Below are 25,886 nucleotides of genomic sequence, written 5' to 3'. Positions count from 1 at the left end.
CCCCAAGGGGCGTCAGGCCGTGGGCTGTTGCAGCACCAGCTCCCGCAGGACGTCCTCCATGGTCACCAGACCCGCCAGCCGGCCGTCGTCACCGATCACCGCGGCCAGGTGCGTACGGGAACCGCGCATCGCGGTCAGCACGTCGTCCAGCGGGGTCGCGGCCCGGACCCGGGCGATCGGCCGCAGCGCCGACACCGGGAACGGCGCGGTGCGCGGGGCGGCGTCCAGGGCGTCCTTGACGTGCAGGTAGCCGAGGATGCGGCGGGTGTCGTCGACGACCGGGAACCGCGAGAACCCGGACTCGGCGGCCAGGCGCTCCAGCTCCTCGGGGGTGGTCCCGATGCGCGCCGAGACCACCTCGTCCACCGGCAGCACCACGTCCCGCACCGGGCGCCGGCCCAGCTCCAGGGCGTCCCGGAGCCGCTCCTGGGCCCGCTCGTCGAGCAGGCCGGCGGCCCGTGAGTCCTCGACCAACTGGGCCAGCTGGACGTTCGAGAAGGCGGCCGCGATCTCGCCCTTGGGTTCCACCCGCAGCAGCTTCAGCAGGCTGTTGGCGAGCGCGTTGACCGAGAAGATCACCGGGCGCAGCGCCCGGGCCAGCGCCACCAGCGGCGGCCCGAGGAGCAGCGCGCTGCGGACCGGTTCGGCCAGCGCCACGTTCTTCGGGACCATCTCGCCGAAGAGCATGTGGAGATAGGTCGCCGCGGCCAGCGCGATCACGAACGAGATCAGGTGGGTCAGCGCCTGCGGCATCCCCACCAGGTCGAACAGCGGCTCCAGCAGGTGCGCGATGGCCGGTTCCGCCACCGCGCCCAGCACCAGCGTGCACAGCGTGATGCCCAACTGGGCCGCGGCCAGCAGCGCCGAGACGTGCTGCAGACCCCACAGCACGCTGCTCGCCCGGCGGTCACCGGACTCCGCGTACGGCTCGATCTGACTGCGGCGCACCGAGATCAGCGCGAACTCGGCGCCGACGAAGAAGGCGTTGACGACCAGGGTCAGCAGGCCGACGAACAACTGGAGGGCGATCATCGGCCGGCCTCCTCGCCGGCGGCGTCGGCCGGCGCGTGCAGCAGCACCCGGGCCGCGCGACGGCCGGTGGCGTCGAGCACCTCCATCGTCCAGCCCGCCATCTCGACGCTGTCGCCGGGTTGGGGGATGCGGCCCAGCTCGGTGGCGATCACGCCGGCGAGGGTCTCGTACGGGCCCTCCGGCAGCCGCAGGCCGATCCGCTCCAGCTGGTCGGTGCGGGCGGCGCCGTCGGCCTGGTAGATCGCCCGCCCGTCCGCGTCGGCGCCGGCCGGGGCCAGGTCCGGGATCTCCAGCGGGTCGTGCTCGTCGCGGACCTCGCCGACCACCTCCTCGACGATGTCCTCCAGCGTGGCGACGCCGGCCGTGCCGCCGTACTCGTCGATGACCACGGCCATCGTGCGCCGGTCGGACAGCCGGTCCAGGAGCCGGTCCACGGTCAGCGTCTCGGGGACCAGCAGCGGCTCGCGCAGCAGCTCGGCGACCGGATGGCGGGGCCGCAGCTCGGCCGGGACGGCCAGCACGTCCTTGACGTGTGCCACGCCGACGACGCTGTCGAGACTGCCGCGGTAGACGGGGAAGCGGGAGAGCCCGGTGGCCCGGCACGCGGACGCGACGTCCTCGGCGGTGGACTGCACGTCCAGCGCCACCACCTGCACCCGCGGGGTCATCACGTTCTCCGCGGTCAGGTCGGCGAGGTTGAGGGTCCGGACGAACAGTTCGGCGGTGTCCGCCTCCAGGGCGCCCGCCCTGGCCGAGTGCCGGGCCAGCGCCATCAGCTCCTGCGGCCCGCGGGCCGAGGCCAGTTCCTCGGCCGGCTCCAGGCCCAGCCGGCGGACGGCCCGGTTGGCGGTGTTGTTCAGGTGGGTGATCAGCGGCTTGAAGACGGCGCTGAACGCGCGCTGGGCGGTGGCGACGCGCTTGGCCACGGCCAGGGGGCTGGAGATCGCCCAGTTCTTGGGCACCAGCTCGCCGATGACCATCAGCACGACGGTGGACAGCGCGGTCCCCAGGACCACCGCCAGTGAGCCGGCGGCGGCGCGCGACAGCCCGATCGCGGCCAGCGGACCGGTCAGCACGGTGGCGATGGCCGGCTTGGAGAGCATGCCGATGATCAGGCCCGTCACGGTGATGCCGAGCTGGGCGCCGGACAGTTGGAAGGTCAGTCCGCGGACCGCCTTCAGGGCGCTGTCCGCGCCGCGCTCGCCGCGGGCGGCGGCGCGCTCCAGATCACCGCGCTCCACCGTCGTCAGCGAGAACTCCGCCGCGACGAAGACGCCGCAGGCGAGGGTCAGCAGCAGCGCCACGGCCAGCAGGAGCAGGTCGGTCATCGGGTCACCTCCGTCCCATGGTCGGGCACGGGCGGGAGGTTCGCGCCCTGTCGGAAGGACGCACGACAACTGGGAGGTTCGGCCATGGCCGGACGCTCACACACCTTTCGTCGGAGAGGGGTTTCGGGGGATTTCCGTTCATCCCGAACGCCCATAGTAAAGCGACGGCAAAGTTCGAGGGGTCGGACGGTCGTGGAGACGCGAGGAGCCCGCCCCGGAAACGGGGACGGGCTCCAGAGCGGCGGGTCGGCGCGGCGCTCAGGCCTCCAGCGGCCTGACCCAGCGGCGCCACTGGTCCTCCCGGTGGTAGCCGGCGGCGGCCCACGCGTGGTGCGCCGGCTCGTTCGCCTCCAGCACCATCGCGTCGGCACGCCGGCCGCCCAGGGCCGTGAACCGCCGCTCGGCGGCCGCGAGCAGCGCCGTGGCGATGCCCTGCCGACGCCGTTCCGGCAGGACGGCGAGGCGGTAGAGGCTGCACCGCCAGCCGTCGAAGCCCGCGATCACCGTGCCCACCAGTTCCTCGTCGGCTCCCGGCTCCGTCCCGGCCTGGGGGACCCGCACGGCCAGCAGCAGCGCCTCCGGGTCGCGGGCCACCAGCCGGGCCACGCCGTCGGTGTCGTCACTGATGCTGGTGCCCTCGGCGGCGCTCTTCCAGAAGGCCAGCACGGCATCGAGATCGGCCGGCCCAGCGGCCCGTATCTGCACGTCACTCATGGTGGGGATCCCATCACCGCGGCCGCCGCCCCGTCGAAGGGATTCCGCGGAGTGAGACCGGGGGCGGCGTCCGGTCAGCTGCCCTTGAGCTCCTCGATGACCGGGGCGAACTCCTCCCTCGCCGATTCGAGGACGGTCAGGTACGAGAAGCCGTGGCGCTCCCGGTGCTCCCGCAGCTGCTCGGCCATCTGCGCCGGGGTGCCGATCAGCAGCGTCGGCACCTACAGCGTGGGGAACGGCGCCGGCCACCCCAGATGGTCCGGGACGAGCAGCACGTCATAGCCCAGTTCCTCGGCGCGGCGGCACTTCGCGCGCCAGGCCGGACCGGTGTCGAGGGCGAGCAGAGCGACGCCGAAGCGGAAGTCCTCCCCGGCTCCGGATCGACCACCAGCTCGGTGCGGCCGTCCCGCAGCGACGGGTAGTAGCCGGTCCAGCGCTCGGTGATCCGGGGGTCCGGGAGCCGCGCGAACTCCCGCAGCGCGCCCAGGATCGCCTGGTCGATCTCCTCGCTGGCGAACGGGTCGTGGGTCACCGCGTAGGCGTGGCTGTCGCCGATCGTCAGCCGGCCGTCGGCGGTCTGCGACAGCAGCACGTGGATGCCGTGCTCCCGGTGGAACGGCAGCCGCGCGCGCAACCGGGCGTCCAGCGCCGCACGGGCCGCGCACCGCTCGAACGCCGCGTAGTGCAGCAGGGTCAGCCCGCCGCACAGCATCGGTCCGAGCTGCCAGCCGTCCGGCTGCACCCCCGTCCGCAGCATCTGGAGCTTGCAGCGCACCAGCCCGCTCTCCCAGAACACCTCCGGGTAGAGGGTGGCGAAGTCGTTGCCGCTGCACACCACGATCCGGTCGGCCCGCCACGCGCCGTCGGTGGTGGACAGCCGCGGCGCCGCGATCCCGCGCACCGCCGTCCCGAAGCGGACGTCCACACCGTGGGCGTCGGCCAGCTGGGCCGCGACCGCGGGGATCGCCCGCCGGGGATCGACATTGACCTCGGTGGGGCTCCACATCGCGCCGAGCAGCCCCTCCGCGTGCACCGCGGGGCCGCGGCGCACCGCCTCCGCCGCGGTGACCATCGTCGTGCCGCGCTCACGGGCGGCCGGGGTGGTGGCCACGAACTCCTCCAGGACGGCGAGTTCGTCCGGGTGGTGGGCGAGATGGAGCGAGCCGGTCGGCTCCGCCCACATCCCGGTCTTCGCGCTGAGCTCCAGCCAGATGTCCCGGCTGCGGAGCGCTCGTTCGTAGACCGTGCCGCGGCGCTGGCCGATCGCCCAGACCATCCCGAAGTTGCGGATCGAGGCGCCGACCGCGCGGGTGTCCCGTTCGAAGAGGACCACGCGGTCGCCGCGCCGGGCGGCGGCCAGCGCGTGCGCCAGGCCGACGATGCCGCCGCCGACCACCGCGGTGTCGGCGGTGCGGACCGGCCCGGTGGCGCGGCCGGATGCCGCGGCGGTACGGGGATCGGGCGTGCGGTGGGTGGGGTGCGTCGTCATCGGTTCCCTCTCTGGAGACGGGGTGGGTCGCGAGGAGGTGCCGTGTGGTGCCGGAGTACGACAAGGCTGACGCATCGTCAAAAAAGCGTAGTAGGACGGCTGTTCCCGTTGAGGGAGGAACAGTCCGGTCAGGGGGAGCGGGGGAGTGGGGAGGGGCGGTCAGCCGGTCAGGGGTCGTCCGGCGGCCAGCGCGGTGCCGATCCAGTAGCTGTCGAAGTTGCGCAGTCGGTGTCCGTCGGGGAGGGCGCCGACGGGGGCGTTGACCAGGAACGGGACCCGTTGCTCGGTCAGTCCGCCGTGCGAGCGCAGTGGTTCGGTGAAACCGCTCAGGTCGTGCCGGGCGGGGGTGGTGCCCAGTGCCGTGTTGCGCTCGGCGAGCACGACCAGGTCGCCGATCCGGTCGCCCGGCAGCTCGAACCGCTCGCACGCCTCGGCGCGGGTCAGCACTGCCGCCACCCCGGCCGGTTCGGCCAGCCCGGCGGCCAGCGCGGCGGTCTCCTCCGGGCCGGTGCCCGGCGGCAGGTGCACCGTGGCGTAGGAGCCCAGCGCGCCGTGGTGGACCGTGTACGGGTCGGTGATCGGCAGCACCACCCGGGCCCGTCCCGTGCCGAGGCTCCGGTCCAACCGGTCCTGAAGAAAGACGACTTGGGCGCGGCCCGCGCCGTCGCTCTTGGCGTTCATCCCGTGGTCGGCGGTGACCACCAGCACCGCGCCGAGCGCGTCCAGTCGCGCGAAGTACCGGTCGAGCATGGCGTAGAAGTCGTTCGCGACCGGTGAGCCGGGGGCGTGCTTGTGCTGGATGTAGTCGGTGAGCGACAGGTACATCAGCTCCGGGCGCTCGCGTTCGAGCACGTCCACGCCCGCGGCCAGCACCAGTTCGCTCAGCTCGACGCTGTAGACCGGCGGCAGGTCCATGCCGGTGCGCTCCAGCACCTTGTCGATGCCGTGTTCCGCCTCGGTGACCCGGTCGGCCCGTTCGGCGGAGAAGCAGATGCCGCCGGTGAGCCCGTGGCCCAGCAGGCGGCGCAGTTTGTCCTTGGCGGTGATCACCGCGACCCGCGCGCCGTGTGCTGAGAAGGCCGCGAACAGGGTCGGGGCGCGCAGCAGCGCCGGGTCGTTCATCATGACCTCGCCATGGGAGGCCGGGTCGTAGAAGTAGTTGCCGCAGATGCCGTGGACCGACGGCGGTACGCCGGTGGCGATCGAGAGGTTGTTGGGATTGGTGAAGGACGGCATCGTGCAGTCGGCGCGCAGATCGCTGCCGCGCCGCAGCATGCCCTCCAGGAACGGCATCCGGCCGTCGGCGACGGCCCGTTCGTGGTAGGCGTCCTCGCTGCCGTCGATGCACACCACCACGACCGGCCGGGCCGGCCAGGCGTAGTCGCGGCCGTTCACCGTCAGTTGCTGGGCACCGGCTTGCTTCATCTGCGGATCCACCCCTGAGTTCGGTCGACCGGGACGGCGGTCGGTGCCGCCCCGCTCCTCATGGGTAGCACCGCTGCTCAGCGCCGCAGAACCACCGAAAGCGCTATGGGTGTCATAGCCTCTCGGCCGCGGTGGCCGCCTCCTCCGCGGCCGCTTCCGCTTCGAGTCCGGCCCAGATCTCGCCCGACAGCGTCACCGCGGTGTCGATGTCGCCCGCCGCGCAGGCGTCGATCAGCGCGTCGTGCCGGGCGGCGGAGGCGCGCGCCGCGGTGCTGGAGAAGCGGCGGCGCTCCAGGCGGCGCAGCAGGGGGGTGTACCGGTGCACGGTCTCGGCCAGCGCCTCGTTGCCGCAGGCCTCGATGGGCACGGCGTGCAGCGCGTCGTCCGCGGCGACGGCGGCCGCGGGGTCCTCGGCGTCCAGCGCCCGGACGAACGCGGCGTTGGCCGCCCGCATCCGCGTCAGGTCCTCGTCGGTCAGGCGGGGTACCGCGGTGCGGACCGCGAGGGCGTGCATCGCCTGGACGACCGCGAGCGCGTCGCGGATCTCCCGGGCGACGACCGGGGCGACCCGGGTGTAGCTCTGCGGTTTGGACACCACCAGCCGCTCGGCGGTGAGGCGGGCCAGCGCCTGTCGCACGGGGGCGCGGGAGAGGCCCAGGCGGTCGGCGAGCTCGCCGTCGTGGAGTTTCTGCCCCGGGGGCAGTTCGCCGGAGACGATCGCCTCCAGCAGGGCGTCGTACGCCTTGTCGCGGAGCAGCCTTCTCGGCACCGGTTCCAGTGCGGTCACCCCTTGATCCTAAGCGGCCGCCCCGGGCGGACGGGACGTCGAGGGGCGCACTAACATTTCAGATGTCAATTGTGCGTGATCGTCGGTCCGGTCCCGCCGGACGGTCATGACGGGCCGGTCCGGCGGACCGGGAATCCCGTGCCGGGCCGGCCGAAAGGCGTCCTGCGCGCCGTGAGGGAAGGGAGAACCGTGCCGATATCCGCACGCGGCACACGGGGCGGCATCGTCCTCCCCATGGGCCTCGGCGTTCTCGCCGCCGCCTGCTTCGCCACCACCTTCGTGCTCAACCGCATGATGAGCGTGGCCGGCGGCTCCTGGATGTGGAGCGCGAGCCTGCGCTACCTCCTCATGACCCTCCCGCTGCTCGCGCTGGTCGCGGTCCGCGGCGGCCTGCCCGCCGTACTGCGCAGCCTGCGGGCCCGCCCGGGCGTCTGGCTGCTGTGGTCGACGGTCGGCTTCGGGCTCTTCTACGCGCCGCTGACCTGGGCCGGGGAGCACGGCGCCGGCTGGCTGGTGGCCGCCACCTGGCAGCTGGTGATCGTCGCCGGGATCGCCCTCGGGGCGCTCGGCGGCGGCCGGGTCCCGCTGCGCACCCTCGGTGTCTCCGCGCTCATCGTGCTCGGGGTCGTCCTCACCCAGCTCCAGCACGCCGGCGGCACCGGGACCGGCGACGCACTGCGGGTGGCGCTGCCCGTGCTGGTCGCCGCGGTCGCCTATCCGCTCGGCAACCGCCGGCTGCTCGGGCTCGACGGCCTGGACGGGGTGCAGCGCACGCTCGCGATGACGCTGGGGTCGCTGCCCCTCTGGCTGGCCCTGGCCGGCGTGGCCGCGGTCACCCAAGGCCCGCCGTCCGGCGGCCAGTTGACGCAGTCGCTGATCGTCGCGCTGCTCTCCGGCGTGGTGGCCACCACCCTCTTCTTCCGGGCCACCGACCGGGTGCGGGACCACCCCGCCGCGCTCGGCGCCGTCGAGGCGACCCAGGCGGCCGAGGTGCCGTTCACCCTGCTCGGGGAGGCGCTGCTGACCGGGGTCGCGGCGCCCGCGCGCGCCGGCTGGGCCGGTCTGGCGCTGATCGTCGCCGGGCTCTGCGCGCATGCGCTGGGCCACGTACCCCGCGGCGGCGCCCGCCGGCGGCAGCCCGACGGTGCCCATGGCGCGGGCCCCGAAGGCGATGAGCCCGGAGCCGACCCGCGTCATTCCGAAGCGGTACCGCGTCCCGACCGACGCCTCCAGTGCGCCGGGGAGGAGCGCCACTGCTGAGCCGAGCGGGATCCCGGCGCGGGCCGGCGCGCGGCGAGGGGGAAGCCCGGACGTCCCCGCCCTGTCCACGGCGGGCTTCCCCGGGCTAGGGTCGACGGGCGTAGTCGATCATGACGCTTCCCCGCGGCGCCCCGCGCGCCGCGGACCGAGGGAGGGGCGTGGAACTCAACCTCCACCGACTGTGGATCTTCATGCAGGTGGTCGAGCACCAGGGCTTCTCCGCCGCGGCCCAGAAGCTCTACATGAGCCAGCCGTCCGTCTCCAACCAGGTGCGCCGGCTCGAACAGTCCCTCAGGGTTCCCCTCATCGACCGCTCCGGCACCCGCGCCCGGCCGACCGCCGAGGGCGAGGTGCTCGCCGCGTACGGCAAGCGGGTCTTCCTGCTCGCCGAGGAGGCGGTGGCCGCCGTCCGGCAGGTCAGCGGCCTGGTCACCGGACGCCTCCTGGTCGGCGGCTCGACGACCGTGGGCACCTATCTGCTCCCCGCCCTCCTCGCCCGCTACCAGCAGCGCCACCCCGCCATCGACTGCGACGTCTTCGTGGGCAACTACGAGGCCGTCCAGGAACGGCTGTCGAACGGCGACATCGGCATCGCCGTGGTGGCCGGCACCCCGCTCGGCGACCGCCTGGCCGTGGAGTCCGTCCTCGACGAGCGCCTGGTCCTGATCGCCGCCCCCGACCATCCGCTGTCCGGCCGCACCGCCGTCGCCCCGGACGACCTGGCCGCCGCCGGCCCCCGCTTCCTGCTGCGTGAACCGGGCTCGCAGACCCGCGCGCTCCAGGAACGCGTGCTGGCCGACTGGGAGTTGGCCGCCGCCCCGCGCGCCGACATCTGGGGCCCGGAGGCGGTCAAGCGGTGCGTCGCGGCCGGGATGGGCCTGGCCCTGATCTCCGAACACGCCGTCGTCGACGAACTGCGCGCCGGGACCCTCGCCGTGCTTCCGGTCACCCCGGCCCCGCACCCCCGCCCGATCAGCCTCATCCGCCGCCGGGACCGGCTGCTGTCCCCCGCGGAGCGGGCGTTCCTGGACGTGCTGCGCGGGGTGCGGCACTGGCCGGGGGAGTCCGGTGACGACCCTTGTCGGTGCTAGCAGTTGCGCGCTAGCTTGGCAGGGTGGCGAAAACGCAGTTGAACGTCCGGGTCGACGAGGCCACCGCCGAAGCGGCGCGGGAGCGCGCCCTCCAACGGGGGGTCAGCGTGAACCGCTACATCGAAGAGCTGGTGCTCAGGGACGCCGGCGAGGTCGGCCAGACCTTCGTCGAGGCCGCCGCGGACTTCATGAAGCAGTACGAGCGGGTCTTCGCCGAGGAGTTCGGCCTCGACCCGGGAGCGGACCGCCTCCGCTCCACCCCCGACCACCGGGACGACCCCCACCGGGAAGGACAGCCGGGCACAACGTGACACTGCGCATCGATCTCGCCTGGCTCCTCCTCATCGCCGAACAGCACACGCCCGGAGACCCGCAGGTCACCGACTGGGGCGCCCTGATGGCCGCGATCGGCCGCCACGAAGCGGAGATATTCGGCGTCCCCGTCTACTCCGAGCCCCAGGACCGCGCCGCCGCCCTGCTCCAACTGCTGCTGCACGTACCGGCGTTGGAGCGCTCCAACGCGATGTTCGCCAGCGCCGTCGCCTACGGCTTCCTCGTCGCCAGCGGCCTGAAGGTCGCCATCTCCCCCGAACAGGTCCGCGACCTGGCCCGCCTGGTCAAGGACGGCACCGCGGACGTCCGCACCATCGCCGAGGAACTGCGCACCTGGACGGTCTGACCCGGATCCGCGGCGAACAGCCATCGCTTCGTTTCGGCTCCATGCCCCTGGGACCGCCCGGATGTCGAATCCCGGCGGACGGTTCCGACCTCGGATGTGAGGGACCCGCCCAGAGGTCCCGCGAAGCGAGGAGAGGTTCGAGGAAGGACATGGGACGACCCGTGGTGCACTTCGCCGAGTCTGCACCGCGCGGACCTGACCGGGGAGGCGATCCGGCTGACCCGCATCGCGCACCGGGCGCTGCCCGATGACGGCGAAATCGCCGGGCTGCTGGCACTGATGCTGCTGACCGACGCCCGACGCCCGGCCCGCACCCGGCCCGACGGCAGCCTGGTCCCGCTGGAGGATCAGGACCGCGGCCGGTGGCATCGCGCATCGATCGAAGAGGGGCTGGACCTGGTCACCCGCACCCTCTCCCGTGCCCGGGTGGGCCCCTACCAACTGCAGGCGGCCATCGCCGCCGTGCACGGCGAGGCGGCCCACGCCGCGGACACCGACTGGCCGCAGATCGTGCGGCTCTACCGCCTGCTCAAGGAGGCCGGCCCCGGCCCGATGGCCACCCTCGGCCATGCCGTGGCGGTCTCGATGGTGGAGGGCCCCGCCGTCGGCCTCGCGCTGCTCGAACCGCTGGAGCGGGACGGGCGGTTGTCCCGGCACCACCGGCTGCACGCGGTCCGCGCGCACCTGTTGGAGACGGCGGGCGACAGCGCCGCGGCGCTCGGCGCCTACCGCCTCGCCGCCCGCCTGACGACCAGCCTCCCCGAGCAGCACTACCTGCACGCCCGCGCAGCCCGCCTGGAGCGGACCGCCGATCCGGTCGATGAGTGAGTCAACTACCGTGCAGAGGAGGCCGGTTGGGAGCCGGGGCGGGTCGGGTCGAACGTCCCCGTGCCGCCCAGTTCCGGTGCCAGCCAGTCGGGGGCCGCGGTGCGGAAGGCGTCCGGCGGCAGGGCGCCGGAGCCCGCCGGGAGGGCGCCGAGCAGCGGGGCGCCGGCGGCGCGGGGCAGGTCGGCGAGGTTGCAGCGGGCCGCGAGATCGGGCTCGGCCGGCCAGCTGCCGATCACGACGCCGGGGCAGTCCAGGCCGTGGCTGCGCAGCGCCAGCGCGGTCAGCGCCGTGGAGTTGAGGGTGCCCAGGCCGGCCTCGACGACCACCAGGACCGGGGCGCCGGCCAGCCGTGCCGCGTCGGCGAGGGTGTGGCCCTCGTCGTCGAAGCGGACCAGCAGCCCGCCGGCGCCCTCGACCAGGACCAGGTCGTGCGAGGCGGCCAGCTTCAGCGCGGCCTCGGCGATCTCGTGCGGACGCACCGCCGGCCGGCCGGCCCGCCGGGCGGCCGTGTCGGGCGCCAACGGCTCCGGATACCGGGCGAGTTCGGCGAGGGTGACCGGGCCGGCCAGCCGTTCGACCTCCGCCGCGTCCCCCGGCTCGTCCGGGGCGACGCCGGTCTGGACGGCCTTGAGGACCGCGACCGAGCGGCCCTGGCGAAGCGCTGCCGCGGCGACCGCGGCGGTGGTCATGGTCTTGCCGATCTCGGTACCCGTACCGGTCACGAACAGCACCGACATGTGGTGTGCCCTTTCGAACTCGTCGCTGGTGGTGGGGGAGAGGGACCGGCGGGGGCGGACCGGCCGCCCCCGCCCGCGGCGCGGGTTCAGCCCTCGCGGGCGGCCGCGCACACCGCGGCGCAGATCCGCGCCACGTCCTCGTCGCCGGTGATGTACGGCGGCATGGTGTAGATCAGGTCGCGGAACGGGCGCAGCCAGACGCCCTCCCGGACGGCGGCCCGGGTGGCGGCCGCCATGTCCACGGGGTGGTCGAGCTGGACCACGCCGATCGCGCCCAGGACGCGCGCCTCGCGCACCCCGGGGAGCTCCGCGGCGGGCGCCAGCCCGTCCCGGAGTCCGGCCTCGATCCGTTTGACCTCCTGCGCCCAGTCCTGGGACAGCAGCAGCTCGACGGACGCCTCGGCGACGGCGGCGGCCAGCGGATTGCCCATGAAGGTGGGGCCGTGCGCCAGCACCGGCAGTTCGCCGCGGGAGATCCCCTCGGCGACCTCCGTGGTGCACAGCGTCGCCGCCAGCGTCAGATAGCCGCCGGTCAGCGCCTTGCCCACGCACATCACGTCCGGGGCGACCCCGGCGTGCTCGGCCGCGAACAGGGTTCCGGTCCGGCCGAATCCGGTGGCGATCTCGTCGAAGACCAGCAGCACGCCGTGGGCGTCGCAGGCCTCGCGGAGCACCCGCAGATAGCCGGGGGAGTGGAACGCCATCCCGCCCGCGCCCTGGACCACCGGCTCCACGATCACCGCCGCCAATGCGTCGGCGTGCCGGCCGATCAACTCCCGCAGGTGCGCCGCGTACCCGGCGTCCAGAGGGGCGTCGAAGCCGGCCGGCGGTGCGTCCGCGAAGAGTTGCTCTGGCAGCACGCCCTGCCAGAGGTGGTGCATCCCGCCGTCCGGATCGCACACCGACATCGGCTGCCAGGTGTCGCCGTGGTAGCCGCCGCGCCAGGTCAGCAGCCGCTGCTTGTGCGGCTTCCCCTGGGAACGCCAGTACTGGAGGCACATCTTGACCGCCACCTCGACCGACACCGAACCGGAGTCGGCGAGGAAGACGTGCTGGAGCGGAGCGGGGGTGATGTCCACCAGCCGCTTGGCGAGCCGGACGGCGGGTTCGTGGGTGAGCCCGCCGAACATCACATGGCTCATCCGCTCCAACTGGCCGCGGGCCGCGTCGTTGAGCACCGGGTGGTTGTAGCCGTGCACCGCCGACCACCAGGACGACATCCCGTCCACCAGCTCGGAGTGGCCCTCGGCCGGCCGGCCCAGCCGCAGCCGGACGCCGGCGGCGGACTCGACCAGCAGCGGCTCGCTCCGGCCGGGCATCGGCCCGTACGGGTGCCAGACGTGCTGCCGGTCGAGCGCCAGCAGGGCATCGGGGGTGAGCGGCTCAGGCATTGGGCGGCAGGTCGGTGCCGGCGCCGCGGCGGCGCACCGCGACCAGATCGCGGCGGGTCTCCTCGGAGGGGCCCGGGACGGTGGCCTCCGGCGCGGTCGCCGGCTCCGCCTCCCCGCATGCCGCCGCGTCCCTGCGGTGCGCCGGCAGCGTGGTGGTGTCGGTGCCCTCCACCTCGAACCCGGCGTCCGCGATCATTGCGAGGTCGTCCTTGCCGGCCTGGCCCTCGCTGGTCAGGTAGTCGCCCAGGAAGATGGAGTTGACCAGGTGCAGGGCGAGCGGCTGGAGGCTGCGCAGATGCACCTCGCGGCCGCCGGCCAGCCGGACCTCCACGTCCGGGCAGACGAACCGGACCATCGCCAGGATGCGCAGGCAGCGCTGCGGGGTGAGGTGCCACTCCTTGGCCAGCGGGGTGCCCTCGAACGGGATCAGGAAGTTGACCGGCACCGAGTCCGGGTCCAGCTCGCGCAGCGCGAAGACCACGTCGACCAGGTCGGCGTCGCTCTCGCCCATGCCGGCGATCAGTCCGGAGCAGGCCGACATCCCCGCCGCCTGGGCCTGCTGGACGGTGTCGACCCGGTCGGAGAAGTCGTGCGTGGTGCAGATGTCGCCGTAAGTGGCTTCCGAGGTGTTGAGGTTGTGGTTGTAGGCGTCGGCGCCCGCCGCGCGCAGCCGCTCCGCCTGACCGTCGTTCAGCAGCCCCAGGCAGGCGCAGACCTCGACGCCCTCGTTCTCCTCCTTGATGGTGGAGATGGTCTCCGTGACCCGCTCCACGTCCCGGTCCGTCGGCCCCCGGCCGCTGGCCACCAGGCACACCCGCTTGGCGCCGCCGGCCACCCCGGCCGCGGCCGCCTTGGACGCCTCGTCCGGCTTCAGCCAGGTGTACTTGAGGATCTCGGCCTTCGAGCCCAGCCGCTGGGAGCAGTACGAGCAGTCCTCCGGGCACAGGCCCGACTTGAGGTTGACGAGGTAGTTGAGCTTGACCCGCCGCCCGAACCACTCGCGGCGCACCTTCCCCGCCGCGGCCACCACGTCGAGCAGTTCCTCGTCGGACGTCGCCAGTACGGCGAGCGCCTCGTCACGGGTCGGCACCTCGCGCCGCAGCCCCTTGTCCACCAGTGTGTTCAGCAGCTCCATGGCGATGATCCTGGCGTACGGCCCGGCCCCCGGCCAAGGAGGATTCCCACAATGGCCATCGATCGGGGTGTGTGTATCACCACACCGTCTTCGAGTTGAACGACCGCTAACGTCTATCGACAGCCCACAATCGAGGCCGCGCAGGACCGTTGCCGCGACCGCTCCCCGGGCCCGCTCACCGGGCCGGGCGGACGGCGTGTCGCCCCGGCCGACAGACGAAGGACGCCGATGCCGCAGGACCCCGCCCCGACGCTGTTGCACGACACCCAGACCGCGCCCGCCGAGTCGGCCGCAGCGGCCCGCCGGCCGTCCTCCGGCGCGGCGTTCGACTGGATCGACGCCGCCCGCACCGAACGCCGCCGCGCCGGCCTGGTCCGCACCCTCCGACCCCGCCCGGCCGACTCCCCGCTGCTGGACCTGGCCGGCAACGACTACCTCGGGCTGGCCCGGCACCCGGAGGTGACGCGGGGCGCGGCCGAGGCCGCCGAGCGCTGGGGCGCCGGCGCGACCGGCTCCCGGCTGGTGACCGGCAGCACCGAGCTGCACGCCCAACTGGAGTGCGAACTGGCCGCGTTCACCGGTTTCGAGGCGGCGCTGGTGCTGTCCTCCGGGTACACCGCCAACCTCGCCGCGGTCACCGCGCTCACCGCCCCCGGCACCCTGGTCGTCTCCGACGCCGGCAACCACGCCTCCCTCATCGACGGCTGCCGGCTCTCCCGGGCCCGCACCGAGGTGGTCCCGCACGCCGCCCCCGCGGCCGTCCGTGCCGCGCTGGCCGGCCACGACGGCCGGGCGCTGGCGCTCACCGACTCGGTCTTCTCGGTCGACGGCGACGCCGCGCCGCTGGCCGCGCTCGCCGACGCCTGCCGCACCCGCGACGCCGCGCTGCTGGTCGACGACGCGCACGGGCTCGGCGTGCTGGGCGACGGGGGCCGCGGTGCGCTCGCCGCCGCCGGGCTCGCCGGAGACGCCGACGTGGTGGCGACCATGACCCTCTCCAAGTCCCTCGGTTCCCAGGGCGGCGCGGTGCTCGGCCCGGCCCGGGTCATCGAGCATCTGGTCAACACCGCCCGCTCGTTCATCTTCGACACCGGGCTGGCGCCGGCGGCGGTCGGCGGGGCGCTGGCCGCCCTCCGGTTGCTGCGCCGCGAGCCGCACCGCCCGGCGCGGGTCCGGCAGGTGGCCGGGGAACTGCACGCCGGGCTCACCGCGGCGGGCCTGACGGCGGTCCGCCCGGACGCCGCGGTGGTCTCCGTCCGCGCCCCCTCCCCGGAGGCGGCGGTCCGTTGGGCGGCGGACTGCCGGGCGGCCGGGCTCGCGGTCGGCTGCTTCCGCCCGCCGTCCGTGCCCGACGGGATCTCCCGGCTGCGGCTGACCGCCCGGGCCGACCTGACCGACGCGCAGATCGCCATGGCGGTCGGCGCTGTCGTGGCGACCGCGCCGGTGGCCTGAAGTCACCGCCCGGCAGCGCCGCCACCGCGGCGCACCGGGCCACGGCACCGCCCCGGCCGCCTCAGACACCTCAAACGCCCTACGTCACCGCAGAGTTCACCGCATCGGACGAGGGCCGGCGACAGGAGTCCGTATGTCTTGGGCGATCATCCGCCACATCGGCGGCATGGGTGGCAGTCTGGCGCACAGCACACATCCGAGGACGTGAGCCCCGGCCGGCATGCGCGTTTCTGACGGGCCGACGCCGCGCCTCGGTGGGAAAGGGACGGCCCGTCATGGCAGACCACCAGGAATCCACCCGCACGCTGCCGAGCCTGGACACCTCGGTCGCCGACGCCCGCGGGCACATCCGGGACGTCCTCGTCCACTGGGGCCTGCCGCCCGAGGAGTCGGCCGTCGACGATCTCGTCCTGATCGTCTCCGAACTCGCCACCAACGCCGTCCAGCACACCCGCGGCCGGTCCCCGCATTTCACCGTCGAACTCCGCCTGGACCACGACGCACGGCTGTGTCTGGGCGTCACCGACGGCCATCCGAGCCCGCCGCGCCGCCTGCCCGCCGCGGTGCGGCAGGACAACGGCCGGGGCCTGGTGATCGTCCGCTCGCTGGCCGCGGAACGGGGCGGCCGACTCTGGGTCGAGCCGGCCGCCGGCGGCAAGACGGTCTGGGTGACGGTGCCGTGGCCGGCCACGGCACCCTGACGGCGACGGCCCGCCGGAACGATGCGGCTCCCGGGGCGCCGCCCCGATCCGCCGGACGGCCCTCGGCGCGGTCGTCGAACTCCCGTCTGCCGTCTGCCGTCTGCCGTCCGCCCGGCACGCCCTCCGGGCGGCACGCCCTCCGCCCGGCACGCCCTCCGGGCGGGCGACGGCAGCGCCTCATCGCGCTCCCCGGGCGGCACCAGCAGCGCCTCCGTCCCGATCGGCCGGAACCCGGCCGCCAGCAGGGCCCGCACGCTGCGCGCATTGCCCGGTGCGACCTGGGCCCACAACGGCTCGCCCGCCGGCACCAGATGGCGCGCGGCCCGGGCCAGCTCCCGTCCCAGCCCGCGCCCTTGGGCGACGGCGTCCACCTCCACGGCCATCTCCCAGCGGCCGGCCACCCCGCGGCCGACCACCACCGTCCCGCCGTCGGCGGTCGTCCAGGCCCGTACCGCGTCGCGGAACCGGAGGGCCCGGGATATCCGCGGGTGGTCGTGGTCGGTGACCTCGGTCAGCGCCCGCGGTGGCGGGCCGGGGAGGGCTTCGGCGATCGTGAGCATGTCGACGGTGTGGACCTCGCGGCCGAGCCGGGCGCCGAGCGCACCGAGGAACGGCGGGGCGAGCGGCGCCGCGAGGTCGCCCGGCGGTATCCGCTCGCGCACCCATGACGCCGGCACGTCGGCGAACACCACGGCGTGGGCGGTGAAGGACGCCACCCCGGCATCGCGCGGGGAGGGCGGCGGCAGCACCGTCACCGACCCGTCGGCGGGCGGGAAGCTCCCGCGCGCCGCGGCCGTCAGCAGCTTGCTCAGTTCCGAGGTCACATCGCCAAGTTACCGAGCACCACTGACAGTTGGCCGTGCGCCGGCATCATCCCCGGTCAGCGCACCCGCCCGTACGAGACGGCGTGACTCCAGATCCGCTCCAGCCGGACTACCGCGCCGGTCTTGGGCGCGTGCCAGATCCGGTTGCCGCCGGCGTAGATGCCGACGTGGTAGATCCCGCGGCGGGAGTGGAAGAAGACCAGATCCCCGGTCCTGCGGGCGGCACGCGAGATGCGCCTGGTGTGCCGGTACTGCTGGTCCGCGGTGCGTGGCAGGGCCCGCCCGGCGCGCCGGAACGAGTAGCGCGTCAGTCCTGAGCAGTCGAAGCTGTTCGGTCCCTGGGCGCCCCAGCGGTACGGCGCGCCCTTCTTGGAGGCGGCGATCCGCAGCGCTTTGGTGGGCACAGGGGCCTTCGCGGCCTCCGCGGTCGCACCCAGGCCCGGTACGGGACCGGCCAGGGCGACCAGGGTGAGGGCGGAGACGGTGCCGGCGCGCACCAGGAGATGCGGCAGCTGCACGCGCATGGTCATGCGCAACCCTTCGTCAGCCGGTGATCCGGACGACGGCGGAAGCTGCTGTCCGTCCGGACCGCCCCGTCGCTGTGGCGGGGGCTTGTCGTCGAAAGGGATCGTCACGCACTACCCGCCCGATTTCCGAGCTGAAAATGCCGTATGTGACATTGGTCACGTTTGGCGCCAATGGGTGTATTTGTTCCATCCGGCCCCGTCATCGGCTCGTCGGCGGGGCGCGGACCAGGGCAGAAACCCAAGGGGGGCGGGAATTTTCGGTGAGCCGCGCAATTCCTCGCCCCCTTACCGCAGCCCCGCACGCTACGCCGTCCGGGCGCCCGGAAGCCGCCCGTGTCCCGGCGCGGGGCACCCCCTCTGGACGGGCCTCACGCCGGCCTCAGGGTGCCCCTCGCGGCCGTCCGATCAGGGCTCGTCCTGCGGTGGCACGGTCACCCGCCGTGCCCGGCGCTCCCCGTCCAGCACCCGCAGCGCCCGCCCCAGGGTCGCGCTGTGCAGCTCGCTCTCCCCGCGGTCGTGCATCAGGGCCAGTGCGTCCCGCAGCTCGGCGGACTTGCCGACCAGGGCCTGGGCGGCGCGCAGGCCGGCGTAAGTGGTGGCGCCGCGGGCCGGGTTGATCCGGCCCAGCAGATCCAGCACCGCCAGGTAGGAGTCGATCAGTTCCCCCTCGGCCCGGGTGAGCGCGGGCAGCGGCGGCAGCTCCGGTGGCAGCACCGCGCCCTCACCCCTCGAAGGACTGCACGGACCGCTTGCGCCCGCGGGTGAGCCCGTCGATCAGCCCGTACTCCTGGGCGGCGGGGGCGTCGAAGAAGGTGTCCCGCTCGGTGTCCGCGGCGATCCGCTCCAGGGGCTGGCCGGTGTGCTCGGCCAGCATCTCCTCCAGCTTGTTGCGGGTACGCAGCATCTCCTCCGCCTGGATCCGCAGGTCGTCGGCCTGGCCCTGGACCGCTTCGCTGAACGCCGGCTGATGGATCATCACCCGGGCGTGCGGGAGGGCCAGCCGCTTCCCCGGGGCGCCGGCGGCCAGCAGGACCGCGGCCGCGGAGGCCGCCTGGCCCAGGCAGACGGTCTCCACGTCGCAGGAGACGAAGCGCATCGTGTCGTAGATCGCGCACATCGCGGTGAACGAGCCGCCGGGGGAGTTGATGTAGAGCGAGATGTCCTGGTCCGGTGCGGCGTGTTCGAGGTGGATGAGCTGCGCCATCACGTCGTTGGCGGAGGCGTCGTCGAGGGGCGTGCCCAGGAAGACGATCCGCTCGCCGAGCAGCTTGGAGTACGGGTCCAGGGTCCGGGTTCCGTAGCTGGTGCGCTCGGTGAACTCCGGCAGGACGTAGCGGGCCGTCGACCGCAGCATGACTGCTCCCTTCCGTCTGTAAAAAATGTACAGGACGTACATCCCGTTAGAATGGGAGCATGGCCTACGAAATTCCGGTGACGCAAGCCCGGGCCGAGCTCGCGGATCTGATCAACCGCGTCGTGTACGGCGGCGAGCGGGTGGTCGTCACCCGCCATGGCAAACCGCTCGTGGCGCTGGTGTCTGCCGCTGACCTGGAACGACTCGAAGAGCTGGGGCGGGAGGAGGAGGCCGCGGAGCAGGAGCAGGTGATCAGCACGGTCTCGTCCATGCGGCACCTGCCGTCCGCTCCGGGCGAACGTCAGCGCTTCGGTATCGCGGCGGAACACCGCGACCCGGCCGCCGGGAATCGGCGACCGGGTCGGGAGGGGTGACCGCGGCGAGGTCCTGTCGTCAGTCTCCTGTCTGCGGACGGGACCGTGGCGACAGGGCCTGGGGGACGGCCGCGCGGTGCGGCCGTCCATGCCGCCGGGGCGTCAGGAGCTGAGCTGCCACACCGCGTTGGCGATGGCGTCGGTGTTGTTGTGCAGCGCGGTGTCGTCGATGTTCTTCGACGTGTCGCAGGAGCGGTGGTAGCAGGCGTCGAACGCCTTGCCCGCGGTGCCGCCCCAGTTCTTCGCCTGGGCTTCGGTCTTGATGTAGTCGGCCCCGGAGAACAGCCCGCCGACCGGGATGCCGGCCTGCTGGAAGGGGGCGTGGTCGGAGCGGCCGTCGCCCTCGGTGTCCCACTCGGTGGCGATCTTCTTGGTGCCGAACCAGTCGGTGAAGACCTTCGCGAGCTTGTCGTCGTAGTGGTAGACGAAGTAGCCCGGGTTCGGCGAGCCGATCATGTCGAAGTTCAGGTACGTGGAGATCTTCGACCGGTCGGCGCCCAGGGTGTCGACGTAGTGCTGGGAGCCGACCATGCCGTCCTCCTCGTCGCCCCACCAGGCGAACCGGAGGTGCTTGGCGGGTTGGAGGTGCTCCTTGGAGACCGCCAGTGCGACCTCCAGGATGCCGGCCGAGCCGGAGCCGTCGTCGTTGATGCCCGGTCCGGCCTCGACCGAGTCGAGGTGCGAGCCGACCATGACCGTCGAGTCCTCGGCGCCGCCCGGCCAGTCGGCGACCAGGTTGTAGCCCTTGGCGCCGCCGCTGTTGAACTCCTGGACGGTGGTGGTGAATCCGGCCGCGTCCAGCTTGCCCTTGATGTAGTCGACCGACGCCTTGTAGCCGGGCTGGCCGTGGGCGCGGTTGCCGCCGTTGGCGTCGGCTATGGACTGGAGCTGGTCCAGGTGGGCCTTGATGCCGGCCACCGGGATGTCCGGCGCGGCCTGGATCTGGGGTGAGGTGGCCTGGGCGACCGCCGCGGTGCCCAGCAGGGCGGCGACGGCGGTGGCGGCGCCGGAGGTGAGGACGGCGCGGCGTATGCGGGTTGAGCGTGACACGGAAGGCTCCGATGCTGTTGTGGGGGGTGAAGCGCAGCGGAAATCTTGACGCGAGCATGAGGATTCCGAGGGGCTTTCCTTGCGGTCAAGGGCGAATATCGGACAGCTGCGTCCGGGCATCGGAATGGCGCCTGTTTTCGGGGGGTATTTCCCGTTGGTCGTGAGCTGTCCGGCTGCTTTTCCGCACTCCGGAAGGGAGTTGGGGAGGGGGAACGCGCCACCGCGAGGGGAGTGTGGCGTCGGAGGCCGGGGCGGGGTGAGCGGTCGCCGGAGTAGTCGCCGGGCGGTAACAGCCGGTGATTTTCGGTGGGTTAGGCCAGGCGCGACAGGGGGTGTGGAATTCCTCGCGCCGGTATCGGCATCGAAATCTCGCCGAACTAGCCTCCCCGATGAGGGAGTTACTGATCAACTAGTGGAAGTCCGTTTGCTCCCCCTTTAATCATTGTGTGCTACATCTAATCATGCAGGTATGTTCACGCCTGTGACCTGGGTAAATGCGCCCGGGTGGAAACCTGTGAGGTGGAACGTATGCAACTGACCCCGCATGAGCAGGAACGGTTGTTGATTCATGTGGCGGCAGACGTGGCCGAAAAGCGACGTGTCCGAGGTGTGAAGCTCAACCACCCGGAAGCCATCGCCCTGTTGACGGTGCACATCCTTGAAGGAGCGCGCGACGGCCGCACCGTCGCCGAGCTGATGTCCTCCGGACGCAAGGTGCTCTCCCGTGACGACGTCATGGAAGGCGTCCCGGAGATGATCCACGACGTCCAGGTCGAGGCCACCTTCCCCGACGGCACCAAGCTCGTCACCGTTCACGAACCCATCAACTGACCACGGGAGCGCAGAACATGATCCCGGGACAGATCCTCTACGCCGACGAGCCGGTGCGCCTCAACGAAGGCCTCCCCCTCACGCGCATGACCGTCCTCAACTCCGCCGACCGCCCCGTCCAGGTCGGCTCCCACTACCACTTCGCCGAGGCCAACCCCGGCCTCGACTTCGACCGCGCGGCCGCGCACGGCCTGCGGCTGAACGTCGCGGCCGGCTCCGCCGTGCGCTTCGAGCCCGGCATCCCCACCGAGGTCGAGCTGGTCCCCCTCGCCGGCAAGCGGATCGTCGCGGGCCTGCGCGGTGAGATCGCGGGCTCCCTCGACGAGAGCAACGCACGGGAGGCCGTCGGGCCGCAGCCGTGGAACGACCTGCACCGTCTCCGAGCGTCCGGAGATGGGGGTGCCCCCGGACGGAGTCTGGGGGAGAACGGAGTCGAAGGTGTCTGAACTGACCCGCCAGGAATACGCCGCCCTCTTCGGCCCCACGGTCGGCGACCGCATCCGGCTCGCCGACACCGACCTGGTCATCGAGATCTCCGAGGACCGCTCCGGGGGCCCCGGACGGGCCGGTGACGAAGCGGTCTTCGGCGGCGGCAAGGTGATCCGCGAGTCGATGGGCCAGTCCCGCGTCACTCGCGCGCAGGGCGCGCCGGACACCGTGATCACCGGCGCCGTGGTGCTCGACCACTGGGGCATCGTCAAGGCCGACGTCGGCATCCGCGACGGCAGGATCACCGCCCTGGGCAAGGCCGGCAACCCGGACACCATGGAGGGCGTCCACCCCGACCTGGTCATCGGCCCGGAGACCGAGGTCATCGCGGGCAACGGCAAGATCCTCACCGCCGGCGGCATCGACACCCACGTCCACTTCATCTGCCCCCAGCAGGCGGACGAGGCGCTGGCCTCGGGCATCACCACCATGATCGGCGGTGGCACCGGCCCGGCCGAGGGCAGCAAGGCCACCACCATCACCCCCGGTGCCTGGCACATCGCCCGGCTCCTGGAGGGCATGGACAGCGTCCCGGTCAACGTCGGTCTGCTCGGCAAGGGCAACACCATGTCCCTGCCGTCGATGCGCGACCAACTGCGCGCCGGCGTCCTCGGCTTCAAGATCCATGAGGACTGGGGCGCCACCCCCGCCGTCCTGGACGCCTGCCTGCGGGTGTGCGAGGAGAGCGGCGCCCAGCTCGCCATCCACACCGACACCCTCAACGAGGCCGGTTTCCTCGGCGACACCATCGCCGCCATCGCCGGCCGCTCCATCCACGCGTTCCACGTCGAGGGCGCCGGCGGCGGCCATGCCCCCGACATGATCGCGATGGTCTCCGAGCCCAACGTGCTGCCCGCGTCCACCAACCCCACGCGGCCGCACACCGTCAACACCATCGAGGAACACCTCGACATGCTGATGGTCTGCCACCACCTCAACCCCGCCGTCCCGGAGGACCTGGCCTTCGCCGAGTCCCGGATCCGGCCCTCCACCATCGCCGCCGAGGACATCCTGCACGACCTCGGCGCCATCTCGATCATGTCCTCCGACGCCCAGGCCATGGGCCGGATCGGCGAGGTCGTGCTGCGGACCTGGCAGACCGCGCACGTCATGAAGCGCCGCCGGGGCGCGCTGCCCGGTGACGGCCGCGCGGACAACCACCGCGCCCGGCGCTACGTCGCGAAGTACACCATCAACGCGGCGCTCGCCCAGGGCATCGACCACGTCGTCGGCTCGGTCGAGAGCGGCAAGCTCGCCGACCTCGTCCTGTGGGACCCGGCGTTCTTCGGCGTCAAGCCCCAACTGGTCATCAAGGGCGGCCAGATCGCCTACGCGCAGATGGGCGACGCCAACGCCTCCATCCCCACCCCGCAGCCGATCCTGCCCCGCCCGATGTTCGGCGCCACCGGCCGGGCCCCCGGCAGCAACTCGGTCAACTTCGTCTCCCAGCAGGCCCTGGAGGACAACCTCCCCGAGCGCCTCCCGCTGGGGAAGTCCTTCGAGGCCATCCGCTCCACCCGCGGGGTCAAGAAGGCCGATATGCGCAACAACGACGCCCTGCCGCGGGTCCACGTCAACCCCGACACCTTCACGGTGACCATCGACGACGAGGTGGTCGAACCCGCCCCCGCCGCCGAACTCCCCATGGCCCAGCGGTACTTCCTCTTCTGACGTACCGCCGAGATACGATCCGGAGCACCAACGATGAGCCGCGCAGCGCTGCTCGTCCTCGCCGACGGCCGGTTCCCCGCCGGAGGGCACGCCCACTCGGGCGGCGCCGAACCGGCCGTCACCGCGGGGCACATCAAGGACGCCGCCACCCTCGCGACCTTCTGCCGGGGCCGGCTGCACACCGCGGGGCTGGTCGCCGCGGGGCTCGCCGCCGCGGCCGCGGCCGGTCTGGACCCGCTCCTCCTGGACGACGCGGCGGACGCCCGCACGCCGGTCCCGGCGCTGCGCCAGGTCGCCCGCCGGCTCGGCCGCCAGATGATGCGGGCCGCCCGCGCCACCTGGCCCAGCGCCGAGCTGGACGCGCTGGCCGCGGCCCGCCCGCGCGGCGCCCACCAGCCCATCGTCCTCGGTCTGGCCGCCCGGTCCGCCGGCCTCACCCCCCTGGACGCCGCCCACGCGGTCGCCTACGAGAACATCAGCGGCCCGGCCACCGCCGCGGTCCGCCTGCTGAGCCTGGACCCCTTCGACGCCACCGCCGTCCTCGCCCGCCTCACCGACGACCTCGAACAGGTCGCGCAGGCGGGCGCCGACGCCGCGCACCGCGCCGTCACCGAGGGCCCGGACGTCCTGCCCGCCGCCTCCGCGCCGTTGCTCGACATCACCGCCGAAGCACACGCCGCCTGGCCGGTCCGGCTGTTCGCGTCCTGACCTTCCGTCCACCCACCGCGCCGCGCACCCCGCGGCCGTACGAACCACCGGAGTCACCATGCACCTCGACCACCAGGACGGCTTCCCCGAGCGGCACACCTACAGCGCCGCCGCCCCCCTCCGTCCCGACGGCACCCGGCGCGCCCTGCGCATCGGCCTGGGCGGCCCGGTCGGCACCGGCAAGACCGCCACCGTCGCCGCCCTGTGCCGCGCACTGCGGGACGAGTTGTCCATCGCCGTCGTCACCAACGACATCTACACCCGCGAGGACGCCGAGTTCCTGCGCCGCGAGGCGGTCCTGCCCACCGAGCGGATCGTCGCCGTGGAGACCGGTGCCTGCCCGCACACCGCCATCCGCGACGACATCTCCGCCAACCTCGAAGCCGTCGAGGACCTGGAGGAGAGCCTCGGCTCGCTCGACCTCATCCTGGTCGAGTCCGGCGGCGACAACCTCACCGCGACCTTCTCCAAGGGTCTGGTCGACGCCCAGATCTTTGTCATCGACACCGCCGGCGGCGACGACATCCCGCGCAAGGGCGGCCCCGGTGTCACCACCGCCGACCTGCTGGTCGTCAACAAGACCGACCTCGCCCCCTACGTCGGCGTGGACCTGGAGGGCATGGCCCGCGACGCCAAGGCCCAGCGCGGCGACCTGCCCGTCGCCTTCACCGCCCTCAAGCAGCCCGGCGGCGTCAAGCCGGTGGCGGAGTGGGTCCGGGCGCGGCTGGCGGACTGGACCGCGGCCCAGGCATGACCCGCACCCTGACCCTCCCCACCGCACCGCAGGCCACCGCCCTCCCGGCGGGCGGCCTGCGGGCCACCGCCCGTATCGTCGCCCGTTTCGACGACGGGGGCGGCGCCACCCGGCTGCCGGTCCTGGACGGCGCCGGCCCGTTCGCGCTCCGCCGCATCCAGTCACCCGCGGACCAGGCCAGGGTCTGCCTGGTCGGCGCCATGAGCGCCCCGCTCGGCGGCGACCGGCTGCGTATCGAGGCCACCGTGGAGGCGGGCGCCGCCCTGCGGATCACCGCGGCCGCGGCGACCGTCGCGCTGCCCGGCCGGACCGGCGATGTCGCCACCTACGACGTCCACTTGACCGTCGGCGACGGCGCCCGGCTCGAATGGCTGCCGGAACCGCTGATCTCCGCCGAGGGCAGCGATCTGCGGATGACCACCACCATCGACCTCGCGCCCACCGCCCGCCTGGTGTTCCGCGAGGAACAGGTCCTGGGCCGCAGCGGTGAGCACACCGGTGCGCTCCGCAGCCGCCTGACGGTCCGCCAGGCCGGCCGCACCCTGCTCGACCAGGAGACCGCCTACGGGCCCGGAGTCCCCGGCTGGGACAGCTCCGCCGTCCTCGGCAGGCACCGCGCCGTCGGCCAACTCCTGCTCTGCGGGCCGGAGTTCGCCGACCGGCCGGCCGAGGTGCGGCTGCTCGGCGGGGCGTCCGGTGACGGCGCCGGCCAGGGCGTCCTGGCACCGCTCGCCGGACCCGCCGCCCTGGCCACCGCGGTCGCACCGGACGGCCTGTCGCTGCGGCGACTGCTGGACGGGGCCGCGGCCGGCTGAGGAGGCTCACACCTCCAGATCGGCCTCCAGAAGGGCGAGGCGGCGGCGCGCCAGCGCGAGGTTGGCGCGCTTGCGGTCCAGCACCAGATAGAGGAACAGGCCGCTGCCGCTCTTGCCCGTCACCGGCCGGAGGATGTGGTACTGCGAGGTCAGGGTGATGAGCATGTCCTCGATGGTGCCCTGGAGTTCCAGCATCTCCATCGTGCGCAACTTCGCGCGGACCACATCGGTGTTCCCGGCCGCCGCCACATCGAGATCGAACGTCTGGGGATCGCCCAGCGTGGCGAGCGCCATACCGCTGGTGTAGTCGACGAGGGCGACGCCTATCGCACCCTCGATCGTCGACATCGCTTCGCCGAGGGCGGTTTCCAACTGTGTCATGAGGGGTCGTGCCTTTCGGTGGGTTCGCCGGCTTGCCGGATTCGCTGGATGTTCGGTCG

General features: G+C 73.2%; 27 protein-coding genes and 4 pseudogenes. 14 read left to right on the top strand and 17 right to left on the bottom strand.

The window, feature by feature from the left end:
- Nucleotides 1–12 precede the first annotated feature (12 nt).
- From ACIQE0_RS29990 to ACIQE0_RS29955, 8 genes and pseudogenes are all read right to left on the bottom strand, one after another.
- Entirely contained in the window at nt 13–1,032 is a 1,020-nt protein-coding gene (locus tag ACIQE0_RS29990; protein ID WP_402338131.1) for a hemolysin family protein, read from the bottom strand.
- Complete coding sequence (locus ACIQE0_RS29985) at nt 1,029–2,360, bottom strand: hemolysin family protein (protein WP_402338128.1); 1,332 nt, start codon at nt 2,358–2,360, stop codon at nt 1,029–1,031. The genes ACIQE0_RS29990 and ACIQE0_RS29985 overlap by 4 nt, the downstream gene beginning before the upstream one ends.
- A 258-nt stretch (nt 2,361–2,618) precedes the next feature.
- Complete coding sequence (locus tag ACIQE0_RS29980; RefSeq protein ID WP_402338125.1) at nt 2,619–3,074, bottom strand: GNAT family N-acetyltransferase; 456 nt, start codon at nt 3,072–3,074, stop codon at nt 2,619–2,621.
- A 74-nt stretch (nt 3,075–3,148) separates the two neighbouring features.
- A complete protein-coding gene (locus tag ACIQE0_RS29975; RefSeq protein ID WP_366336733.1) occupies nt 3,149–3,295 on the bottom strand; it encodes a hypothetical protein in 147 nt (48 codons plus the stop codon).
- A gap of 3 nt (nt 3,296–3,298) precedes the next feature.
- Nucleotides 3,299–3,418, bottom strand: a pseudogene (locus ACIQE0_RS29970) (LLM class F420-dependent oxidoreductase); the annotation flags it as partial.
- A gap of 38 nt (nt 3,419–3,456) precedes the next feature.
- Nucleotides 3,457–4,563: pseudogene (locus ACIQE0_RS29965) on the bottom strand (TIGR03364 family FAD-dependent oxidoreductase); the annotation flags it as partial.
- A gap of 159 nt (nt 4,564–4,722) precedes the next feature.
- Complete coding sequence (gene phnA / locus ACIQE0_RS29960) at nt 4,723–5,988, bottom strand: phosphonoacetate hydrolase (RefSeq protein WP_402338122.1); 1,266 nt, start codon at nt 5,986–5,988, stop codon at nt 4,723–4,725.
- A gap of 112 nt (nt 5,989–6,100) precedes the next feature.
- Complete coding sequence (locus ACIQE0_RS29955) at nt 6,101–6,775, bottom strand: GntR family transcriptional regulator (protein WP_402338119.1); 675 nt, start codon at nt 6,773–6,775, stop codon at nt 6,101–6,103.
- A 189-nt stretch (nt 6,776–6,964) separates the two neighbouring features.
- Here ACIQE0_RS29955 and ACIQE0_RS29950 point away from each other — a divergent pair, with 189 nt between their 5' ends.
- From ACIQE0_RS29950 to ACIQE0_RS29930, 5 genes are all read left to right on the top strand, one after another.
- Nucleotides 6,965–8,035 carry a multidrug resistance efflux transporter family protein gene (locus tag ACIQE0_RS29950; protein WP_402338116.1) on the top strand — a complete coding sequence of 357 codons (1,071 nt, stop codon included), beginning with the start codon at nt 6,965–6,967 and terminating at the stop codon, nt 8,033–8,035.
- A gap of 158 nt (nt 8,036–8,193) precedes the next feature.
- Nucleotides 8,194–9,126 carry a LysR family transcriptional regulator gene (locus ACIQE0_RS29945; RefSeq protein WP_402338113.1) on the top strand — a complete coding sequence of 311 codons (933 nt, stop codon included), beginning with the start codon at nt 8,194–8,196 and terminating at the stop codon, nt 9,124–9,126.
- 23 nt (nt 9,127–9,149) lie between these two features.
- Nucleotides 9,150–9,437 carry a hypothetical protein gene (locus tag ACIQE0_RS29940; protein ID WP_402338110.1) on the top strand — a complete coding sequence of 96 codons (288 nt, stop codon included), beginning with the start codon at nt 9,150–9,152 and terminating at the stop codon, nt 9,435–9,437.
- The gene (locus ACIQE0_RS29935; RefSeq protein WP_366336745.1) at nt 9,434–9,805 is read left to right on the top strand and encodes a fic family toxin-antitoxin system, toxin component; all 372 of its coding nucleotides are present in this window, start codon (nt 9,434–9,436) and stop codon (nt 9,803–9,805) included. The genes ACIQE0_RS29940 and ACIQE0_RS29935 overlap by 4 nt, the downstream gene beginning before the upstream one ends.
- A gap of 96 nt (nt 9,806–9,901) precedes the next feature.
- Entirely contained in the window at nt 9,902–10,633 is a 732-nt protein-coding gene (locus ACIQE0_RS29930) for an RNA polymerase sigma factor (protein ID WP_402338107.1), read from the top strand.
- 5 nt (nt 10,634–10,638) lie between these two features.
- Here ACIQE0_RS29930 and bioD read toward each other — a convergent pair whose 3' ends face one another.
- The 3 genes from bioD to bioB all read right to left on the bottom strand — a co-directional run bounded on the left by bioD (nt 10,639) and on the right by bioB (nt 13,896).
- Complete coding sequence (bioD, locus tag ACIQE0_RS29925) at nt 10,639–11,370, bottom strand: dethiobiotin synthase (protein WP_402338104.1); 732 nt, start codon at nt 11,368–11,370, stop codon at nt 10,639–10,641.
- Nucleotides 11,371–11,456: 86 nt separating this feature from the next.
- Complete coding sequence (locus tag ACIQE0_RS29920) at nt 11,457–12,761, bottom strand: adenosylmethionine--8-amino-7-oxononanoate transaminase (RefSeq protein WP_402338101.1); 1,305 nt, start codon at nt 12,759–12,761, stop codon at nt 11,457–11,459.
- A complete protein-coding gene (gene bioB, locus ACIQE0_RS29915; protein ID WP_402338098.1) occupies nt 12,754–13,896 on the bottom strand; it encodes a biotin synthase BioB in 1,143 nt (380 codons plus the stop codon). The genes ACIQE0_RS29920 and bioB overlap by 8 nt, the downstream gene beginning before the upstream one ends.
- Nucleotides 13,897–14,124: 228 nt before the next feature.
- Between bioB and ACIQE0_RS29910 the strand changes: the two genes are divergently transcribed.
- Both ACIQE0_RS29910 and ACIQE0_RS29905 read left to right on the top strand, forming a co-directional pair.
- Nucleotides 14,125–15,348 (top strand): 8-amino-7-oxononanoate synthase, encoded by a 1,224-nt coding sequence (locus ACIQE0_RS29910; protein WP_402338095.1) that lies wholly within the window; start codon nt 14,125–14,127, stop codon nt 15,346–15,348.
- A 275-nt stretch (nt 15,349–15,623) separates the two neighbouring features.
- Nucleotides 15,624–16,049 (top strand): ATP-binding protein, encoded by a 426-nt coding sequence (locus tag ACIQE0_RS29905; RefSeq protein WP_366336756.1) that lies wholly within the window; start codon nt 15,624–15,626, stop codon nt 16,047–16,049.
- A 194-nt stretch (nt 16,050–16,243) separates the two neighbouring features.
- Here ACIQE0_RS29905 and ACIQE0_RS29900 read toward each other — a convergent pair.
- From ACIQE0_RS29900 to ACIQE0_RS29885, 4 genes and pseudogenes are all read right to left on the bottom strand, one after another.
- Nucleotides 16,244–16,873 (bottom strand): annotated as a pseudogene (locus ACIQE0_RS29900) (GNAT family N-acetyltransferase); the annotation flags it as partial.
- Nucleotides 16,874–16,929: 56 nt separating this feature from the next.
- A complete protein-coding gene (locus ACIQE0_RS29895) occupies nt 16,930–17,403 on the bottom strand; it encodes a C40 family peptidase (protein ID WP_402338091.1) in 474 nt (157 codons plus the stop codon).
- Nucleotides 17,404–17,805: 402 nt separating this feature from the next.
- Nucleotides 17,806–18,114, bottom strand: coding sequence for a hypothetical protein (locus tag ACIQE0_RS29890; protein ID WP_366336760.1), 309 nt, complete (start codon nt 18,112–18,114; stop codon nt 17,806–17,808).
- Nucleotides 18,115–18,121: 7 nt separating this feature from the next.
- Nucleotides 18,122–18,754: an ATP-dependent Clp protease proteolytic subunit gene (locus ACIQE0_RS29885; protein ID WP_402338087.1), complete on the bottom strand. Its 633-nt coding sequence runs from the start codon at nt 18,752–18,754 to the stop codon at nt 18,122–18,124.
- Between the two features lie 59 nt (nt 18,755–18,813).
- Here ACIQE0_RS29885 and ACIQE0_RS29880 point away from each other — a divergent pair, with 59 nt between their 5' ends.
- Nucleotides 18,814–19,128, top strand: coding sequence for a type II toxin-antitoxin system Phd/YefM family antitoxin (locus ACIQE0_RS29880; RefSeq protein ID WP_402338084.1), 315 nt, complete (start codon nt 18,814–18,816; stop codon nt 19,126–19,128).
- 102 nt (nt 19,129–19,230) lie between these two features.
- On the opposite strand, the gene ACIQE0_RS29875 is transcribed toward ACIQE0_RS29880, so the two are convergent.
- Nucleotides 19,231–20,178, bottom strand: a complete 948-nt coding sequence (locus tag ACIQE0_RS29875) for a M28 family metallopeptidase (protein WP_366336766.1) — start codon at nt 20,176–20,178, stop codon at nt 19,231–19,233.
- A 528-nt stretch (nt 20,179–20,706) separates the two neighbouring features.
- Here ACIQE0_RS29875 and ACIQE0_RS29870 point away from each other — a divergent pair.
- The 6 genes and pseudogenes from ACIQE0_RS29870 to ACIQE0_RS29845 all read left to right on the top strand — a co-directional run bounded on the left by ACIQE0_RS29870 (nt 20,707) and on the right by ACIQE0_RS29845 (nt 25,446).
- Nucleotides 20,707–21,009 carry an urease subunit gamma gene (locus ACIQE0_RS29870; RefSeq protein ID WP_366336768.1) on the top strand — a complete coding sequence of 101 codons (303 nt, stop codon included), beginning with the start codon at nt 20,707–20,709 and terminating at the stop codon, nt 21,007–21,009.
- 17 nt (nt 21,010–21,026) lie between these two features.
- Nucleotides 21,027–21,332: pseudogene (locus tag ACIQE0_RS29865) on the top strand (urease subunit beta); the annotation flags it as partial.
- 115 nt (nt 21,333–21,447) lie between these two features.
- Entirely contained in the window at nt 21,448–23,169 is a 1,722-nt protein-coding gene (locus ACIQE0_RS29860) for an urease subunit alpha (protein ID WP_402338080.1), read from the top strand.
- A 33-nt stretch (nt 23,170–23,202) separates the two neighbouring features.
- Nucleotides 23,203–23,877 (top strand): urease accessory UreF family protein, encoded by a 675-nt coding sequence (locus ACIQE0_RS29855; RefSeq protein ID WP_366336774.1) that lies wholly within the window; start codon nt 23,203–23,205, stop codon nt 23,875–23,877.
- A gap of 58 nt (nt 23,878–23,935) precedes the next feature.
- Nucleotides 23,936–24,631, top strand: coding sequence for an urease accessory protein UreG (gene ureG, locus ACIQE0_RS29850; protein WP_366336776.1), 696 nt, complete (start codon nt 23,936–23,938; stop codon nt 24,629–24,631).
- Entirely contained in the window at nt 24,628–25,446 is an 819-nt protein-coding gene (locus ACIQE0_RS29845) for an urease accessory protein UreD (protein ID WP_402338075.1), read from the top strand. The genes ureG and ACIQE0_RS29845 overlap by 4 nt, the downstream gene beginning before the upstream one ends.
- A 6-nt stretch (nt 25,447–25,452) precedes the next feature.
- Here the strand turns inward: ACIQE0_RS29845 and ACIQE0_RS29840 are convergent, their stop codons facing one another.
- Nucleotides 25,453–25,827 carry a hypothetical protein gene (locus ACIQE0_RS29840; RefSeq protein WP_366336780.1) on the bottom strand — a complete coding sequence of 125 codons (375 nt, stop codon included), beginning with the start codon at nt 25,825–25,827 and terminating at the stop codon, nt 25,453–25,455.
- Between the last annotated feature and the right edge of the window lie 59 nt (nt 25,828–25,886).

The sequence above is a fragment of the Streptomyces sp. NPDC093097 genome, from assembly GCF_044754325.1.
In the GTDB taxonomy this organism is placed as follows: Bacteria; Actinomycetota; Actinomycetes; order Streptomycetales; family Streptomycetaceae; genus Streptomyces.
Note: the sequence above shows the minus strand (reverse complement) of the source record. Positions and strands in the feature narration are given on the sequence as shown.

Bases quoted from the DNA above. Each gene is read 5' to 3' on its own strand.
- ACIQE0_RS29990 (WP_402338131.1), bottom strand. From the start codon at position 1,032: ATGATCGCCCTCCAGTTGTTCGTCGGCCTGCTGACCCTGGTCGTCAAC.
- ACIQE0_RS29985 (WP_402338128.1), bottom strand. From the start codon at position 2,360: ATGACCGACCTGCTCCTGCTGGCCGTGGCGCTGCTGCTGACCCTCGCC.
- ACIQE0_RS29980 (WP_402338125.1), bottom strand. From the start codon at position 3,074: ATGAGTGACGTGCAGATACGGGCCGCTGGGCCGGCCGATCTCGATGCC.
- phnA (WP_402338122.1), bottom strand. From the start codon at position 5,988: ATGAAGCAAGCCGGTGCCCAGCAACTGACGGTGAACGGCCGCGACTAC.
- bioD (WP_402338104.1), bottom strand. From the start codon at position 11,370: ATGTCGGTGCTGTTCGTGACCGGTACGGGTACCGAGATCGGCAAGACC.
- ACIQE0_RS29920 (WP_402338101.1), bottom strand. From the start codon at position 12,761: ATGCCTGAGCCGCTCACCCCCGATGCCCTGCTGGCGCTCGACCGGCAG.
- bioB (WP_402338098.1), bottom strand. From the start codon at position 13,896: ATGGAGCTGCTGAACACACTGGTGGACAAGGGGCTGCGGCGCGAGGTG.
- ACIQE0_RS29910 (WP_402338095.1), top strand. From the start codon at position 14,125: ATGCCGCAGGACCCCGCCCCGACGCTGTTGCACGACACCCAGACCGCG.
- ACIQE0_RS29905 (WP_366336756.1), top strand. From the start codon at position 15,624: ATGGCAGACCACCAGGAATCCACCCGCACGCTGCCGAGCCTGGACACC.
- ACIQE0_RS29895 (WP_402338091.1), bottom strand. From the start codon at position 17,403: ATGACCATGCGCGTGCAGCTGCCGCATCTCCTGGTGCGCGCCGGCACC.
- ACIQE0_RS29885 (WP_402338087.1), bottom strand. From the start codon at position 18,754: ATGCTGCGGTCGACGGCCCGCTACGTCCTGCCGGAGTTCACCGAGCGC.
- ACIQE0_RS29880 (WP_402338084.1), top strand. From the start codon at position 18,814: ATGGCCTACGAAATTCCGGTGACGCAAGCCCGGGCCGAGCTCGCGGAT.
- ACIQE0_RS29870 (WP_366336768.1), top strand. From the start codon at position 20,707: ATGCAACTGACCCCGCATGAGCAGGAACGGTTGTTGATTCATGTGGCG.
- ACIQE0_RS29855 (WP_366336774.1), top strand. From the start codon at position 23,203: ATGAGCCGCGCAGCGCTGCTCGTCCTCGCCGACGGCCGGTTCCCCGCC.
- ureG (WP_366336776.1), top strand. From the start codon at position 23,936: ATGCACCTCGACCACCAGGACGGCTTCCCCGAGCGGCACACCTACAGC.
- ACIQE0_RS29845 (WP_402338075.1), top strand. From the start codon at position 24,628: ATGACCCGCACCCTGACCCTCCCCACCGCACCGCAGGCCACCGCCCTC.
- ACIQE0_RS29840 (WP_366336780.1), bottom strand. From the start codon at position 25,827: ATGACACAGTTGGAAACCGCCCTCGGCGAAGCGATGTCGACGATCGAG.